Origin of the sequence: Cryobacterium sp. TMT3-29-2, assembly GCF_004564305.1 — a bacterium.
GTDB lineage: Bacteria > Actinomycetota > Actinomycetes > Actinomycetales > Microbacteriaceae > Cryobacterium > Cryobacterium sinapicolor.
Genome location: NZ_SOGK01000053.1, coordinates 1 through 15,388 on the forward strand (window position 1 = coordinate 1; position 15,388 = coordinate 15,388).

A 15,388-nucleotide genomic window follows, 5' to 3' on the forward strand; every position below is an offset into this window, starting at 1 on the left:
TGGTGTCAGCTGCCGTAGTGGGACATTCCCCCTTCGCGCCGATGTGGATGTGCTGTACGTGCGGGTACGGCTTTCCGTCGAAGGTCTCGGCCAGACCCGTGACGGTCTGGGTGACTGTGGCCTGGTCACCGGAAACCTCAACGGAAACGGTGCCGCTGCCGTTGCTGCCGTTGATCGCATCGAGCGTCCCCTGGTAGGACGCGTCACCAGTGGCTGCAAAGGCTGGACCACTCGTCAATACGGCGACACCTAAAGCAAACGCGGGCACACACCACAGTGCTGTCTTCTTATTCATCAAAATTCCTTACTAGGAGGTTATGTCGAAAACATGCTCGGAGAAAAACATGCAGAAGTACAAGGAATCGTTGNAGGAATCGTTGACGTTTGCTCAACGCAACCCACGCAACTACGGGCCAGCAAACCAATACGACGTCTTACCCCTGGATACTTTGCGTGAACGGCCTTCTTGTCAAGAACCAATCTGAGGCGACGTGAACAGACCCAGGCGAGCATCGTCAGAGCTTCATCGAGCCAATCTGCAAGCGCCACCCACGAAGCCGTGCAAACAACAACGCTGACGGAGTGGCTTCGCTACCGAGCTCATACCTGGTTAGGTCGTGACCCACGTCTCAGCAAAAGTCTCTCGGAATCGCCGATACGGGGACGTGACCTCAGCGCCTCCAGCGAACCCCGGAATCTCAAGGTGCGGCGATTACACCGACACGGAATCTGAAGTCGATGCGGCGACTCCAGCTGATGGGCGTGCCACCGCTGCTGGTGCAGTGCCTCCAGCGTGAGGGTGCCATGTCATGGATTGCAGTGGTCGCACCATTCCGGGTCGGCGTGGGCGTGACGTCGTGGTGTTCGGGTTTGGTGAGTGCACCGGCCGCAGCCATGGATATCGGCTGCGATTACTTGGGTTGCCGATCCGCAGGAGGAGCAGGGCAGGCCGTGTTCAACGTTGGTGTGGCCAAACCCGGGCGCCCGGCAGCGCGGGCACTCTGTTGCGAGTCGCTGGGCCATTTTTTCGCAGAGCGCCCGGATGGCTGCGGCTCGGGACGGCGCCTTGTGGGCACGGTAGTCCGGAAGGATCACAACGGAGTGGTGCTGTTTCAGGAGCGCTTCCGTGGTGTCGCCGAGTACTTCCAATTGGGTGATGTTTTTGTGGGCGTATGTTCGGTCGTTCTGTGCGCTCTGTAGGATCACGCCTTGGTCCGGGAAGCCGATAGCGGACGCGAACGTCAGGGCTTCGCGGGCGTTGGTGATGCGCCGTCCTCCGGCTACTGGCGAGGTGGTGACGCTGCCTTCGACAATTTCCAGACCCAGGGTGTTGTCAATGAAGATGAGAATTTCAGTGTTCTCCACAAGGAGTCCGAATCCGGAGGTGAAGGTGCCTTCGGAGGCGAGCCCGAGGGTGGTTCCGGCCAGGTGCATGCCGAGTCGGGCTTTCGCACGGGCTGAGTCGCGTGGGCTGAGGGGTCGGGGAATGTCGCCGGCGAATGTTCCGAATTGGTCGGTGTCGAGGCCCGCCGCCGCGGTGACGTTCGCGCCCAGGGTGTTCTGGAATGTGTCCTGAGCGAGCAGTTCTTTGCCGTGCATCGTGGCGAAGGTGATCGTGCGTCCGGAGTAAGCCGTGCGCGGGCAGGTCATTGGAAGTAGTCGGGCCTGGAGACGTAAGTGTCGGAGACGAACATGACACCGCTGGAGGTACTGAGAAGTTGCTGCACGGCGTCGATCAGTTCGCCGGCGTTGGCGGGTGGGAGGACGGTTATGAGCATGGTGAGGGTGTCGTATTCGTTGAAGAGTAAGGCCCCGGAGTGTTGGCCGTGGTGTCCGATTCCGGACACCCCTGACACGGACGTGTAGCCGGTGGCTCCGGCGGAGGTGATCAGTTCGCGGATTGCGGGGGCGTCGCGGGCGGGCACGACAACCTCCAGCCGGGTCATCTGGGTCAAATTGTTCATGGTCGTGTTCCTTTCAGTGCAGTAGGGGTGGTCGTCCAGCCGTACGGGGTGTAGCGGTGCCAGGGGGCTGCGGGGTCGGTGCGTGCGGTGAGGGTGATCCAGTCGTTGTCGAGCAGGTTGCGCAGCACCTGGTTGCCAGAGACGATGCGGCCGATGCTGCCCAGGGGCGCCTGGATGATGACGGTCAGGCGCATCGGTTCGTGGAGCAGTTGGTCGCCGAGGCCGACGGATTGCCAGGGCAGGCCGCGGCGCAGGTCGCCCGCGTGGCCGGCGAGGACTCCGATGGTGCCAACGGCATTGTGGATGGTTTTGGTTCCGGCTCCGAGGGTGGCGGGGTTGAGGGCGGAGAAGTAGTACTGGTGGTTGATCCACTGGGCGACGATCAAGGGCGCGGTCATGATCGTTTCCAACGCGGCACCGTCCAGGTCCAACTCTGTTTGGTAGGAGTGGAGGAACACGCGCCGGTCCAGGTTGACGCCGCGGGTCATTTGACGTGGCCCGATGATCATGGCGGCGTTTCCGGCCAGCCCCAGCTCCGGATACACCTCGGCCCAGTCGTGGGCGCGCCCCTGGACTCGGGCGGGGGAGTGTGGGGATGCTCCGGGTAGGTCCTGGGCGCGCTCTCTGAGCAGCATCTTTGCGGCTGTGTGCTGGGCCCGGTCGAAGGTGTCCGCTGCATCGACGTGGCTCTGCGGGATGAGGTGCTGGTCCAGGAGTGTGACGGCGTCGGTGACGGTGTTGTGCTCGGCTGCGATGAAGAAGCTGTCGGGGGGAATGTCGATTCCGCGGGCTGCCAGAAGGGCGCGTACGGCGGGGTCGTTGAAGATGGCGGCGGAGGCGCGGGCGTTGGCCGCCCCGGGGTTGCCGCCGCAGGCGCCGCAATCCAACGCTGACTGGTAGAGGTTGTTCATCGACTCGGATGCGTGGCCGGCGAGCACGACCAGAGGGGCGAACTGGGTGATGCCCATCATCCGCACCGCAGTTTCAGCCATCGCGGCCCGCTCGTCCAGCGTGAACGCCTCGGCGACTGTCACGTCACTCGGGAGCGTGGCCGTCGCCGGGGTCAGGAATTGGTGGATGCGTGCCTGCATCGTGGGGGCGAGGGTGCGCAGTACGCTGATGGCGCCGTACAGCCAACCGGATACCTCCGCGAAGGCGAAGGGTGTCACTGTGCCGGAGTCGGCACGGTGGGTAGACCGCCGGAGCGCGTCCCGGGTGCGACCGCGCATGATGTGGTCTTCAGCCGTCGCTGGGTGGGTCGGGTGTTCGGTGAGGTGGTGCCGGGCCGTCAGGAGGGCCGGCAACGAATTGATGGCTCCTCGGGCTTTGTACCGGGAGAAGCGCACGGGGACGCCGAAGAATCCGGCGAAACCGAACGTTTCCAATCCAGGGAGGACCTCGACGTGACGCCGCATTCCTTCGGACCGGGGGTCGATACACATCACCAGTTGCAGTTGGGGACGAAGGGTGAACGGGTCGGTGTCCCTGAGGGTGTCCACCAGGGTGGCGAGGTAGTGCAGTTCATAGGCCTTCTGCCAGGTCAACGCGTGGTCGGGCACCGGATGGGTGGCTAAGACCCGGCTCACTGCCGCGATGTCGTCCCGGTCTGCTCGACTGCCTCCGATGGACCGGGCGACGTGCTCGGCCCGGTGCCAGAGGGCCGACGGGGTCTCGTCGGCTCCGACGACTCCGCGTGGTGAAGGGAGGCCGGTCAGGCCGAGGATGGCTTGGAGGGTCAATCTCACGCCCAGGTAGGAGAGCAGGTCGATGTCCCCGATCTTCTCGGCCCGCCATTTGATGTGGCCGACCCAGCCCGGCAGGTGTTGGAGTTCGGTCCGGAGGGTCTGCATCACTGCCTCCGCCGGAACTCCGAGTTTGACCAGGGCCCACGCCAGTGCGGCGTCGGGCTCGACGGGCAGCTCGACCACCGTCCGGCGCGCCGTTCGGGGGAGTGCCGGGTCCCGGCGGGCCAGGGTTCGCCACGCCCGGTAGAAGCCGTGCTGCTTGTGGGGCATGGCCCAGAGCGGGTCCGGGTTCAGGTAGGACGACACCCAGCTGGCCAGATACTCGTCAAGCCAAAGTGCCGACGGTTCGGCTGCGGCGGGGGAATTCCACTGCGTGGTCTTCAGATCCAGAATCGCCACGCTCAACGCGGATACGCTTTTCCCGCCGATGGTGAGCTGCCCGGCGAGTTCGGGGACACGCTCGACCAGGGCTGCTTCGAGATCGGCATCGACGATGCGGCCACGATCGGCGTCGGCGAGGTAGGAGTCCCGGGATCGGGTCAGGATTACGCCCGGAGTGGCGGCGGTCTCGAATGGGCGAGGTTCGTGGCCTGCGAGAGGATTTACGGCGATGAAGGACTCCACCGGCCAGGACGGCACAATGTCGTGTGCCGCCGTGGCCACTTGGGCGCGAAGAATCAAATTCATGACAACACTCCTGTGGTCACAGGCGGGCGGGGGGCAGCTTTCGGGCGGGGAAGAGCCGGCGGACGGGGAAGGGTGGTCGTCACGGCCGTGGTGTACACGCGGTCACGCAGGTGCGCGAGTCGATGCGGGTTGCGTGAGAGCAGTTGGACAGCGATGAGGCCGACGGTGGGCACGGCGAGTAGCCAGGCGGGGGCGGCGTTGATGGTGGTCTCGGGCTCCAGTGCCGCTGTGAACAGCTGCAGGAGGGCCACATATCCGACTATCAGCACCACTGTTGATGCCGTGCCGGTTAGGAACGTTCGGGGCGAGAAGTTCGTGCTCAGTGCTGTGCCCAGAGCGACGCTGGCGGTCACGGCAACGAATACGAGCAGAGCGGTACTGGCCGCTGACACGGGGGGCGAGAACGCCCATTCGGCTGCGGCCAGCGCTGCCAACGGCACCAGTACCGACAGGGTCACGGCTGCAGCCAGTGCGAACGGCGAGTAGATCTGTCGGGGTGGGAGGTCCCGGTCGACGGCGTGCTGGCGCACCCCCATTCCGGCCCCGAGGAAGAGGGTAGATTTGAAGAGGGAATGGGCAACCAGATGGAAGATTGCCGCCGCGAACACACCCAAACCGCAGGCCATGATCATGAACCCCATCTGCGCCATCGTCGAGAACACCAACCTCCCCTTCACATCCGGCCGGACCAGGCGCACCGCCGATGCGTAGACCAGGGTCACGGCGCCGGCCATAAACACCCCGATCATGACGGCTTGGTGCTGCGCGATGGCCGGCGCGAAGCGGATCAGCAGTATCGCACCGGCGTTGACCACGCCGGCGTGCATCAAGGCGGACACCGGGGTGGGCGCCGCCAACGTGAACGGGAGCCAGCCCTGGAAGGGGATCTGGCTGGAGCGAGCCAACGCCGAGACCACGAGCAGCGCGGCGCAGGTCAACTGGAGCGGCAGTGGCAAGGTCGCCGCGACCGCTCCAAGCTGATCCAGGGGAATATCTCCTCCCGCGGTGACCAGCAGAACGGCGACAGGAACCAAGAAGGCAGTGTCGGCGATCAGGAACCGGGTTCCGGTACGCCGGATCCCGTCGCGGGCCTGCGAAAGCGGCCGATAGGTTGCCAGGAGTACGACGAGGGCCACCCCCACCCCGATCCAGGCCACAGCGAACAGGGCCACCGACCCGGCGCACACCATCAACACGGTGAAGCCGGTGAGCAGGTTGGCGGCGACGACGAACCAGACCTGCCGGAGATCACCCCGTAGGTATCGAATCGCGAAGACCTGGATCAGTGCGCTGAGTCCAAGCACCAGCATCGACAGGATCATCGCCAAGGCATCCAGGTGCACGGCGGTGGACCCGAATGCCACCTGCTCACTCTGGTGCGGTGCGGCAACGGATGCGATGGCGACCGCGACACTCACGACGAACCCGACCCCGGTTACGGTCGCCGCCACGCGGGCAACCCTGTCTCCGCTCGCCCCCGCCCAGCCGAGGAGCGCGGCCGAGAGCCCCGCGATCCACGGCGTCACGGTCACACCACCCACAACAAGCCAATCAGGCATCGGCACCTCTCGAAAACATGACTTACAAAACAGGAAAAACATAGCACATGTTGAGTGTCGAGAATTATGTGTACGGAGAAGCTCGTCGGCGGGAGATAATCGAGCATGGCGACCTGGACGTTTCTGACCAATCACGCCCACGTGTTGTTGTGCGTGGCGGACAACCCGAACGTGCGCCTACGCGACGTGGCCGTTCAGGTGGGTATCACTGAGCGAGCGGCGCAACGCATCGTCACCGAGTTGGAGGAGGCGGGCTACCTGAACCGCGAACGCGAGGGTCGCCGCAACACGTATCGGCTGAACACGGCAATGCCACTTCGGCACCCCTTTGATCGCGATCATCGCATCGGGGAGCTGCTTTCCACCTTCGCAAACACTCGCAGCCAGTGATGGATCCGCGGATGTCCCGCAAATGCGTCATCCATTCGTCGCCGCCGAACCGGAGTTGCCCTCTGCAATATCGATAACCATCGATATACTGTGAGGACCGTCATCACGGACAAGTCGTCCCCACAGGATGCCGGCCTAGGAGATGGTCACCCATGGCACACATCGAGATTTTCGAACCGGGACTCTGCTGCGGCACGGGCATCTGCGGAGTCGACATCGACCAGGCGCTCGTCTCCTTTTCCGCCGACCTCGATTTCACCCGCGCGAACGGCGGCGACGTCGCACGGTTCAACCTGGCCCAGGAGCCGCTCGCCTTCGTGGAGAACGAGGTGGCCCGCCGGTTCCTGCACACCGTCGGCCAGGAGGGACTGCCGGTCACGCTGGTGGACGGAGCCACCGTGCTCACCGGCCGCTACCCCACCCGTTCCGAGCTCGTGAGCTGGACCGGCTTGGCGGCTGCCGACACCGCCGCTGACACTGCCGCTGACACCGCATCCGACTCCGGAGCGGCCAGTCACCTCGCCGCCCTGCAGCCTGAGGGCTCGGTTCAGCTGCTCGCCATGGCGTCGGCCACACCGGGTGCGGGTGCGGAGGCCAGTGCCGAAGCCGGCTGCTGCGGCACCGGCGGCTGCTGCTAGGGCTGATCATGACGACCCTGCGCTTCCTCGCCGACGCCCCGCGCTTCCTCTTCTTCACCGGCAAGGGCGGGGTCGGCAAGACCTCCATCGCGTGCGCGAGCGCGGTGCGCCTCGCCGAGGCCGGGGCATCCGTGCTGCTGGTCAGCACCGATCCGGCCTCCAATGTTGGTCAGGTGTTCGGGGTGAGCATCGGCAACACGGTCACCCCAATCGCGGCGGTGCCCGGCCTGTCGGCCCTCGAGATCGACCCCGAGCAGGCGGCCGAGCAATACCGCGAACGCATCGTCGGCCCGGTGCGCGGACTGCTGCCGGCCGCCGAGGTGGCCACCATCGAGGAGCAGCTCTCGGGCGCCTGCACCACCGAGATCGCCTCCTTCAACGAGTTCACCGACCTGCTGACGGATGCCGCGTGGACGGCCGCGTACGACCACATCCTCTTCGACACGGCCCCCACCGGGCACACCATCCGCCTGTTGCAGCTGCCCGGGTCGTGGAGCGACTTCCTCACCGAGGGCACGGGCGACGCATCCTGCCTTGGGCCGCTCTCCGGCCTCGAGAAACAGCGCGTCGTCTACGCCGACGCCGTGGCCGCGCTTGCCAACCCCGCACGCACCCGGCTGGTGCTCGTGGCGCGCGCCCAGGGCTCCACCCTGCGCGAGGCGGCGCGCACCCAGGCCGAACTGGCCGCCATCGGCATGCAGCGCCAGCACCTGGTGGTCAACGGCATCCTGCCGGCCCGGGCGCACCCGGGTGCCGGCTCAGGCACGGCCACGCCTGCCGGGGCAGCGGCCGATCCGCTCTTCGCGGCCATCCGGGCGCGGGAGCAGCAGGCGCTCGCCGAGATACCTGAGGGGCTCCGCTCGGCGCCCACCGACTACGTGGAGCTGAAGAGCACCAACATGGTCGGCCTGGCCGCGCTGCGCGGTCTGCTGGAGCCGGAGGTCGTCTCGGCGCCGGTCGCCGCCGCCGTCGACATGGCCGTTCCGGGGGCCCCGCTCTCGGCCCTCGTCGACGAGATCGAGGCCGGCGGCCACGGCCTGGTGATGCTGATGGGCAAGGGCGGCGTGGGTAAGACCACGCTCGCGGCGGCCATCGCCGTCAGCCTTGCGGAACGCGGGCTGCCCGTGCACCTCACCACGACCGACCCGGCCGCGCACCTCGACGACACCCTGGCCGGCGGATTGCCGCACCTGACCGTGTCCCGGATCGACCCGGCCGTCGAAATCGCCGCCTACACCGAGCGGGTCATGAGAACGAAGGGCGCGCAGCTCGACGCACAGGGCCAGGCCATGCTCCGCGAGGACCTGCGCTCGCCGTGCACCGAGGAGATCGCCGTGTTCCAGGCCTTCTCCCGCGTGAGCCGGGAGGCGAAGAACACCTTCGTCGTGATGGACACCGCGCCTACGGGTCACACCCTGCTGCTGCTGGATGCGACCGGGTCGTACCACCGTGAGGTCGCCCGGCAGCTGGGTGACGGCATCCGTCTGACGACGCCGATGATGCGGTTGCAGGACCCGGAGCAGACGAAGGTGATCCTGGTCACCCTCGCCGAGACCACGCCCGTACTCGAGGCGGCGGAGCTGCAGGACGACCTGGAGCGCGCCGGCATCACGCCGTGGGCGTGGATCGTGAACAACTCGATCGCCGCGGCGGCGCCGACCAGCCCGCTGCTGCTCGAGCGGGCCCGGAACGAGCTTCCCGAGCTCGAGCATGTGCACGAGAAGCGCGCCCCGCGGCTCGCGGTGGTTCCTCTGCTGGCGGAGGAGCCGGTCGGCATTCCCGCGCTGCTCGCGCTGGCAGCGGAGAGGCAGCCGGCGCCGGCATCCGTTCGCTAGTGGATCGGGCGGCCAGCGCGTCGGCCGGCCGTTGAGTTGGCGGGCCGTCGAGTTGGCGGGCCGTCGTTCACGCCGACGCGCCGGTCCAGTCCGAGGCTCCGTAGCCACACCGGCCCGAACGAATTCGACGGAGATTTTGGCCGAATCAGGCCTGAACGGTGGAAGAGAGCGCTTTCACTGCAAAATCCCCGTCGAATTCGTTCACCGCCGTTCGTTCACCGCCGTTCGTTCACCGCCGTTCGTTCGCCGCCGGGCGCGGCACTCCGCCTGCGATGAGCGACTCGGCTAGCGCACGGCCGGCCGGGGGGTCGTGCCGCGCGCGGCCGACCAGACGACGATGACGACCGCCAGCACCATGGTGACCAGGCCGAGCCCGGAGTAGCCGATGGCGCTCAGGATCAGACCGGCCAGGGCTCCGCCGAGGGCGCCGGCCCCGTTCATCGACAGGTCGGAGAAGCCCTGCAGGGCGGCGCGGTCATGCACGTCCACCGCCTCGGCGATCAGTGCTGAGGCGGCGACGACGGATGCCGACCAGCCCAGTCCGAGCAAGATCAGCCCCACGGTCATGGCGGTCTGCGACTCCCCGGCCAGCCAGAAGATCGCCAGCGAGGCCAGCAGCAGGCCCTGGCCGAGGAGGATGACGGGCATCCGTCCCAGGCGGTCGGCCAGCCAACCGAAGACCGGCGAGAGCGCGTACATGCCGGCCACGTGAAGGCTGATGGTCAGGCCCACTAGCGTCAGGGTGGCGCCGTGGTCGCGCAGGTGCACCGGGGCCATCGACATCAGGGCGACCATGGTGGCATGGCTGAGGGCGATCACGGCCACCGCGAAGCGGGCCTGTGGGTTGGCGCGCACGATGGCCAGGCCGCCTCGCCGCGTGCCGTCCGAGGGGTCCACCTCGCGGGCGGCGAGGGCGGTGAGAAGCGGGTCGGGGCGGAGGCCGACGGTATAGACGACGGCCGCGCCGAGCGTGGCGATCAGGGAGAAGGCGAAGGCGCCGGTCAGCGGGGGCAGGCCGAGTGCCTCGCCCACGACCTCGCCGGGGCCGAATAGGTTGGGGCCGAGCACGGCGCCGATGGTCGTGGACCAGACCACGATGGACAGGTCACGCGCCCGGAACCGCGTGCTCGCGAGGTCGGTCGCTGCGAAGCGGGCCTGCAGGTTCGTCGCCGAGCCGGCGCCGAGGAGCATCAGCGCCAGCAGGAGCAGCGGGAAGACGTCGATCGCGACCGAGGTGATGGCGAGAACAGCCCCCGAGCCGGCGATGAGGGAACCGGTCGCGAGGGAACGGCTGCGCCCGCGGCGCTGGGCCAGTCGGGCCAGCGGAACGGCCACGAGGGCGGCGCCGAGGGTGCTCATGGTTGCGGCCATGCCGGACCAGGCGCTGGAGCCGGAAAGCTGGGCGGCCAGCAGGGCGCCGAGGGAGAGCGTGGCACCCATGCCGATCCCGCCGAGGATCTGGCCGGCGATCAGCACCCGCACGACCGTGCGCTGCAACGGCGTGTGGTCGGCGGGTGTGGGCACGGGGCTCGCCTCCGGGGTCACCGGCGCTGGCGCATCCGGATTGGTGGACATCGGGCTCCCTTGTGCGTATGCGGCAGGATGTCAGTATACCCCAGGGGGTACTCGGTCAGTGGGTTCGGCGTCAGGCGTCGACGACGAGCAGGGTGTCGAGGGCGAACGTGGCGCCGGCGCCGTCCCGGGGGCCCTCCGGGTCGGTGGCGAGGTCGCGGCGGACGGTCTCGCAACGCACGACGCGGCAGGCACCGAGGCTCGCGGGGTCAATGCTCGAGCGCAGCAGCTCCGGCGTGTAGAGGATGTCCGGGTTGGTCGGCCCGGGAGCCCCTGTGTCAAGGTTGGCCCGGTCGTGCCCGAGCACGACCAGGTGCCCGCCGGGGGAGAGCCACCCGGCGGCGCGGGCCAGCACGGAGCGCAGTCCCGGCTCGGGCAGGTGCAGGTACACCACGGTGATCAGGTCAAAGCCCTCGCCCGCCGGGTCCCAGGTCGTGGCGTCGCCGACCTGCCAGTCCACCGCCACGCCGGCCTCGGCGGCGTGCGCGCCGGCCTGGCCGATGGCCTCGGCGGAGAAGTCGACCGCGGTGACCGTCCAGCCGTGGCCGGCCAGCCAGATCGCGTTGCGGCCGTCGCCGGCGGCCAGGTCCAGGGCGCGCCCCGGCGTGAACGGGCTCACGGTGTCCTGCACGATCTGCGCCGGCACCGCCGACCAGAGGCGTCCGGCCTCGCCGGCCCGGGCCTCACGGGCGAGGCGGTAGCGGGTGTCCCATTCGGTGGCGTCCATTGCGTGTCCTCTCGGCGGGCATCCGTCGCTGTGAACGGATGCTGCGCGAAGGCCAGTTTCGCACGCGGCGGCGGCTTAGCGGGAGAGCAGTGCGCCCGGAGAGAGTGGGTGCGCCCACCGGGCGCAGCACGGACCCGCCGAGCTCGCGGGACCCGCTCACGGAACCGTCCGGCCAACCCGGCCGAGTTGCGGAAAAAGCACCCTCGTCGTCGAAACGAAGGTGCCTTTCCCTCAATTGGACGCAAGTGGACGCGATTGAAAGCGGGCGGAAGCGGGCGGAAGGGGGCGAGAGGGAGCGTCGGGGAGCGGAGGAACGCGGAGGTCAGCCGAGCAGCAGCTTGGTGAGCTGGTCGACGGAGTAGACGGTCGCGTGCGCGCCGACGGCCTCGGTCGGGGAGCCGTAGCCCCACTCCACGAGGATGGTCGGGACGCCGTGCGCGGCAGCCCCTTCGGCGTCGTACCGGCGGTCGCCGACCATGACGGGGGTGGCGACGTCGGCTCCGACGGCGCCGAGTCGCGCGAGCGCCTCGGCCACGATGTCGGCCTTGGAGCTGCGGGTTTCCAAATCGGAGGAGCCCACCATCGCCGTGAAGTACTTTGCCAAGTCGAAGTGCTCGAGCACGGCGGTCGCGTGGTGCTCGGGCTTGCTGGTTGCGAGGGCCATCGGGATCTTCGCCTCGTGGAGGCGCTCGAGCAGCCCGGCGACGCCCGGGTAGACGGCGGTGTCCAGCATCCGTTCCTGGTAGTCGGCGCGGTAGACGGCGAGAGCCTCGACGGCCTCCTCCGGGGTCATCCCGGCGTATTCGCTGAACGCGGCGAGCAGGGGCGGACCCACGTAGGCCGTGAGCTCCGCGTCGGTGGGAACCGGGCGGCCCAGCACGGCGAAGGTGCGAGCGAGAGAATTGGTGATGGCCGGGGCGGAATCGGCGATCGTTCCGTCAAGGTCAAAAAGTATGGCACTCCACGTGCGAGTCAATGTCGAAATCACAGGCTAATCCTAGGGCTCCGAACGCGGACTCCCGCATAAATCTTAAGAAGAAGAGCCTTATGAGCTTTCGCGCGGGCCGCCAGCTCCTAAAAGAGTTTCGACTGTGTGTCGTCGAGTCCGCGCATGGCGTCGTAGTCGAGAACGAGGCAACGGATGCCGCGGTCCTCGGCCAGGGTGCGCGCCTGCGGCTTGATGATCTGTGCAGCGAAAACCCCGATCACCGGCGCAAGATGCGGGTCGCGGTTCATGAGCTCGAGGTAGCGCGTGAGCTGCTCCACCCCGTCGATGTCGCCGCGCCGCTTCAGTTCCACGGCCACGGATCCGCCCGCCGAATCGCGCGCCAGGATGTCGACCGGGCCGATCGCCGTCATGTACTCCCGGCGAACCAGCGTGTGGCCGTCGCCGAGCAGGTGGATGTGCTCGGCCAGCAGCTTCTGCAGGTGGGCCTCGACGCCGTCCTTGATCAGCCCGGGGTCGATGCCGAGCTCATGGGCTGAGTCGTGCAGCACCTCGTAGATGCTGACGATGAGCTGGTCGGCAGTCTTCGCGTGGGTGACCGTCCAGACGGCCGTGACGCCGACATCCGTCTGGTCGTCATCGGGGTCGGACAGCGCCAGGCTGCACGGCGGGCTCATCCAGTTGAGCGGCTTGTAGGAGCCGCCGTCGGAGTGCACGAGCACGCTGCCGTCCGACTTGATCATAAGCAGGCGGGTGGCCAGCGGCAGATGCGCGCTGAGTCTCCCGGCGTAGTCGACGGAACATTTCGCAATCACAAGGCGCACGGTTCGAGCCTAACCGCGCCGCGGCATCTGTTCGCCCACCTTCGACGGCCCTCCCGCGCCCCGCCCGGAACGAATTCGACGGAGATTTTGCCGATATTGCCTCTAAGCAGCCCAAAACTGGCCTCTGAGCCCAAAATCTCCGTCGAATTCGTTAGGCGGCGGGGGCGGCGGACGAAGAGGGCGAAGTGGGGGCGTGGGTGCGCTCGCGCGCGGCGGGGGCGGCCAGGCCGGCCAGCACCATCAGCGCGAGGATCAGGAACAGAGCGTTCAGGATGCCCCACGTTTCGCCGAGCAGGCCGAGCACGGGCGGGCCCACGAGGAACGCGAAGTAGCCGATCATGGCGACGGCGCTCACCCGGGCGGCAGCGTTTTTCGTGTCGTCGGCGGCGGCCGACATGCCCACCGGGAAGCCGAGTGACGCGCCGAGACCCCAGAGCACCGTGCCGACATAGAGCAGCCACGCGTCCGGCGCCAGGATGAACAGAACCAGACCCAGGATGCCCAGCGCGGCGCAGGCGCGCAGCACCGGGACCCGGCCGAACCGGTCCAGGATCGGGCCGCCGAACACCCGGCCGACGGTCATCGCGCTCACGAAGACTCCGAAAACGATGGCACCCTCCGTGTTGCTCAGCCCGTGCCCGTCGACGGCGGCCAGGGCCAGCCAGTCGTTGGCCGAGCCCTCGGCGAAGGTCATGCCCAGCACGATCACGCCGATCAGGAGGATCCTCGTGTCACCCCAGACGGACAGGCCGGCGCGCAGGCGCTCCCGCCAGGGCGGCAGGGCGGCCGGGGCGGCTGGGGCCGAAACGACCTCCGACGCTTGGCCCCGCGCGGCATTCGGCGTGACGTCCGACTCTCCGGTCGCAACCGGGGCCGGCTCGTCGCCGAGCTCCGTGCGCACCGGGATGTGCCGCACCCCGACGACGGCCGTGGCGAGCACGAGCAGAGCGATCCCGACCAGGTGCCAGAACACCGGCAACGAGACGAAGGATGCCCCCGCGCCGGCCAGCGCGCCGACCACGGTGCCGAGGCTGAAGCAGGCGTGCATCAGCGGCATCAGCGTCTTGCCGATCGCCCGCTCGGCCGCCGCGCCTTCGACGTTCATCATGACGTCGACCGAGCCCATCCCGAAGCCGACCAGGACCAGCCCGGCGAAGACCAGCTCGGTGGATGCCAGCAGGCTCGTGCCGACCCCCGCCGTGATGAGCCCGACCGAGGAGATCGCGACGCCGAGCACCATGGCGCGCCGGGCGCCGAGTCGCGCGAGCAGCCCGACCGCCGCGATCAGGCCGATCACCGATCCGGCCGAGAGCCCGAAGATGACGATGCCCACCTGCGCCGTCGAAAGGTCGAGGCCGTCGCGCACGGCCGGGATGCGGGACATCCAGGTCGCCAGCGCGAGACCGGAGATGAAGAAGAGCGCGAACACGGCGTTCCGCCAGGCGAGGAGGCCCGGCTGGGCGGCACGAACGGTGGCGGCTCCGAGGTCGCGGGCGGTGTGGGTCACACCCTCCAAGGTATCCGAAACGCACCGGGTCGCACGTCGAACGCCGACACAGGGGTTGCCGAAGTGGTTCCGAACGGGCGACCGCGTCGCAGCGGGACACGGTGCTCGGTCGCATCCGTTCGCAACAGGCACGGGTCAGGCCGGAACCTGCGGTGGCAGGGCGGCGATGAGCGGGTGGTCCTTCTGGAACACGCCGGACTTCGCTGCCCCGCCGGGCGAGCCAATGTCGTCGAAGAACTCGACGTTGGCCTTGTAGTAGTCGGCCCATTTCTCGGGCAGGTCGTCTTCATAGTAGATGGCCTCGACCGGGCAGACGGGTTCGCAGGCGCCGCAGTCGATGCACTCGTCTGGGTGGATATAGAGGGAGCGGTCCCCCTCGTAGATGCAGTCGACCGGGCACTCGTCCACGCAGGCGCGGTCCTTCACGTCGACGCAGGGCAGGGCGATCACATAGGTCATCGGCGCACCTCGGTCAGAGGAAGCCGATGGGTGGCAACGGGCTGGTTAGACGTTGAATCCAAGAGCGCTCATCATCTCCCGACCGTCGTCGGTGATCTTGTCGATGCCCCACGGCGGCATCCAGACCCAGTTGATGCGGAAGCGGTCGACGATGCCGTCCAGGTTGACGCCGATCTCCGACTCGAGCATCTCGGTGAGCGGGCAGCCGGCCGAGGTCAGGGTCATGTGGATGATCAGGGCATCGTTCTCATCGTCCCAGCCCAGGTCGTAGATCAGTCCGAGGTCGACGATGTTGATTCCGAGTTCCGGGTCGATCACGTCCTTGAGTGCCTCCTGGATGGCATCGAACCGCGCCGCCCCCAGGGTTGATTCCGCCGACTGCAGGGCGGTCGTTCCGAGGCTCATCGGGCGACCTCAGCGGTCTGGAAGCGATCGTAGCCCTCGTCTTCGAGGCGGTCGGCGAGCTCGGGGCCGCCCTGCTCTGCGATGCGGCCGTCGACGAAGACGTGCACGAAGTCCGGCTTGATGTAGCGCA

14 protein-coding genes and 2 pseudogenes are annotated in these 15,388 nt (G+C 67.8%); 3 read left to right on the forward strand and 13 right to left on the reverse strand.

Annotation, left to right across the window (positions count from 1 at the left end; translation table 11 throughout):
* The 5 genes and pseudogenes from E3O67_RS06725 to E3O67_RS06745 form a co-directional block, all read right to left on the reverse strand.
* Positions 1-295: pseudogene (locus E3O67_RS06725) on the reverse strand (hypothetical protein); the annotation flags it as partial.
* A 512-nt stretch (positions 296-807) separates the two neighbouring features.
* Positions 808-1,650, reverse strand: coding sequence for a DUF6671 family protein (locus E3O67_RS06730; protein WP_134426805.1), 843 nt, complete (start codon positions 1,648-1,650; stop codon positions 808-810).
* A complete protein-coding gene (locus tag E3O67_RS06735; protein ID WP_134426803.1) occupies positions 1,647-1,964 on the reverse strand; it encodes a transcriptional regulator in 318 nt (105 codons plus the stop codon). The genes E3O67_RS06730 and E3O67_RS06735 overlap by 4 nt, the downstream gene beginning before the upstream one ends.
* Positions 1,961-4,396, reverse strand: coding sequence for a DUF2309 domain-containing protein (locus tag E3O67_RS06740; RefSeq protein WP_134426801.1), 2,436 nt, complete (start codon positions 4,394-4,396; stop codon positions 1,961-1,963). The genes E3O67_RS06735 and E3O67_RS06740 overlap by 4 nt, the downstream gene beginning before the upstream one ends.
* Positions 4,393-5,955: a proton-conducting transporter membrane subunit gene (locus E3O67_RS06745; RefSeq protein ID WP_166786879.1), complete on the reverse strand. Its 1,563-nt coding sequence runs from the start codon at positions 5,953-5,955 to the stop codon at positions 4,393-4,395. Before E3O67_RS06745 ends, E3O67_RS06740 begins: the two co-directional genes overlap by 4 nt.
* Before the next feature lie 105 nt (positions 5,956-6,060).
* Here E3O67_RS06745 and E3O67_RS06750 point away from each other — a divergent pair, with 105 nt between their 5' ends.
* The 3 genes from E3O67_RS06750 (at position 6,061) to arsA (ending at position 8,818) form a co-directional block, all read left to right on the forward strand.
* Positions 6,061-6,345, forward strand: coding sequence for a MarR family transcriptional regulator (locus E3O67_RS06750; RefSeq protein WP_134426797.1), 285 nt, complete (start codon positions 6,061-6,063; stop codon positions 6,343-6,345).
* Positions 6,346-6,497: 152 nt separating this feature from the next.
* Complete coding sequence (gene arsD, locus E3O67_RS06755) at positions 6,498-6,983, forward strand: arsenite efflux transporter metallochaperone ArsD (RefSeq protein ID WP_135102296.1); 486 nt, start codon at positions 6,498-6,500, stop codon at positions 6,981-6,983.
* Between the two features lie 17 nt (positions 6,984-7,000).
* Positions 7,001-8,818 carry an arsenical pump-driving ATPase gene (arsA, locus tag E3O67_RS06760; RefSeq protein WP_135102299.1) on the forward strand — a complete coding sequence of 606 codons (1,818 nt, stop codon included), beginning with the start codon at positions 7,001-7,003 and terminating at the stop codon, positions 8,816-8,818.
* A 285-nt stretch (positions 8,819-9,103) separates the two neighbouring features.
* Here the strand turns inward: arsA and E3O67_RS06765 are convergent, their stop codons facing one another.
* From E3O67_RS06765 to sufC, 8 genes and pseudogenes are all read right to left on the reverse strand, one after another.
* A complete protein-coding gene (locus E3O67_RS06765; protein ID WP_135102297.1) occupies positions 9,104-10,393 on the reverse strand; it encodes an MFS transporter in 1,290 nt (429 codons plus the stop codon).
* A gap of 70 nt (positions 10,394-10,463) precedes the next feature.
* Positions 10,464-11,117 (reverse strand): bifunctional 2-polyprenyl-6-hydroxyphenol methylase/3-demethylubiquinol 3-O-methyltransferase UbiG, encoded by a 654-nt coding sequence (locus E3O67_RS06770; RefSeq protein ID WP_135102298.1) that lies wholly within the window; start codon positions 11,115-11,117, stop codon positions 10,464-10,466.
* 322 nt (positions 11,118-11,439) lie between these two features.
* Positions 11,440-12,105 (reverse strand): HAD hydrolase-like protein, encoded by a 666-nt coding sequence (locus E3O67_RS06775; RefSeq protein ID WP_241979094.1) that lies wholly within the window; start codon positions 12,103-12,105, stop codon positions 11,440-11,442.
* An 86-nt stretch (positions 12,106-12,191) separates the two neighbouring features.
* Positions 12,192-12,887, reverse strand: coding sequence for an endonuclease NucS (gene nucS, locus E3O67_RS06780; protein ID WP_134426790.1), 696 nt, complete (start codon positions 12,885-12,887; stop codon positions 12,192-12,194).
* 151 nt (positions 12,888-13,038) lie between these two features.
* Entirely contained in the window at positions 13,039-14,394 is a 1,356-nt protein-coding gene (locus E3O67_RS06785) for an MFS transporter (protein WP_241982043.1), read from the reverse strand.
* Between the two features lie 135 nt (positions 14,395-14,529).
* Positions 14,530-14,853, reverse strand: a complete 324-nt coding sequence (gene fdxA, locus E3O67_RS06790) for a ferredoxin (protein ID WP_134426788.1) — start codon at positions 14,851-14,853, stop codon at positions 14,530-14,532.
* 45 nt (positions 14,854-14,898) lie between these two features.
* Positions 14,899-15,258 (reverse strand): metal-sulfur cluster assembly factor, encoded by a 360-nt coding sequence (locus E3O67_RS06795; RefSeq protein WP_134426786.1) that lies wholly within the window; start codon positions 15,256-15,258, stop codon positions 14,899-14,901.
* Positions 15,255-15,388: pseudogene (gene sufC / locus E3O67_RS17375) on the reverse strand (Fe-S cluster assembly ATPase SufC); the annotation flags it as partial. The pseudogene sufC and the gene E3O67_RS06795, both read right to left, overlap by 4 nt.

Excerpts from the sequence above, each read along its gene's own strand:
- E3O67_RS06740 (WP_134426801.1), bottom strand. The coding sequence starts at position 4,396 with ATGAATTTGATTCTTCGCGCCCAAGTGGCCACGGCGGCACACGACATT.
- E3O67_RS06750 (WP_134426797.1), top strand. The coding sequence starts at position 6,061 with ATGGCGACCTGGACGTTTCTGACCAATCACGCCCACGTGTTGTTGTGC.
- E3O67_RS06745 (WP_166786879.1), bottom strand. The coding sequence starts at position 5,955 with ATGCCTGATTGGCTTGTTGTGGGTGGTGTGACCGTGACGCCGTGGATC.
- E3O67_RS06795 (WP_134426786.1), bottom strand. The coding sequence starts at position 15,258 with ATGAGCCTCGGAACGACCGCCCTGCAGTCGGCGGAATCAACCCTGGGG.
- fdxA (WP_134426788.1), bottom strand. The coding sequence starts at position 14,853 with ATGACCTATGTGATCGCCCTGCCCTGCGTCGACGTGAAGGACCGCGCC.
- E3O67_RS06730 (WP_134426805.1), bottom strand. The coding sequence starts at position 1,650 with ATGACCTGCCCGCGCACGGCTTACTCCGGACGCACGATCACCTTCGCC.
- E3O67_RS06735 (WP_134426803.1), bottom strand. The coding sequence starts at position 1,964 with ATGAACAATTTGACCCAGATGACCCGGCTGGAGGTTGTCGTGCCCGCC.
- arsD (WP_135102296.1), top strand. The coding sequence starts at position 6,498 with ATGGCACACATCGAGATTTTCGAACCGGGACTCTGCTGCGGCACGGGC.
- E3O67_RS06770 (WP_135102298.1), bottom strand. The coding sequence starts at position 11,117 with ATGGACGCCACCGAATGGGACACCCGCTACCGCCTCGCCCGTGAGGCC.
- E3O67_RS06765 (WP_135102297.1), bottom strand. The coding sequence starts at position 10,393 with ATGTCCACCAATCCGGATGCGCCAGCGCCGGTGACCCCGGAGGCGAGC.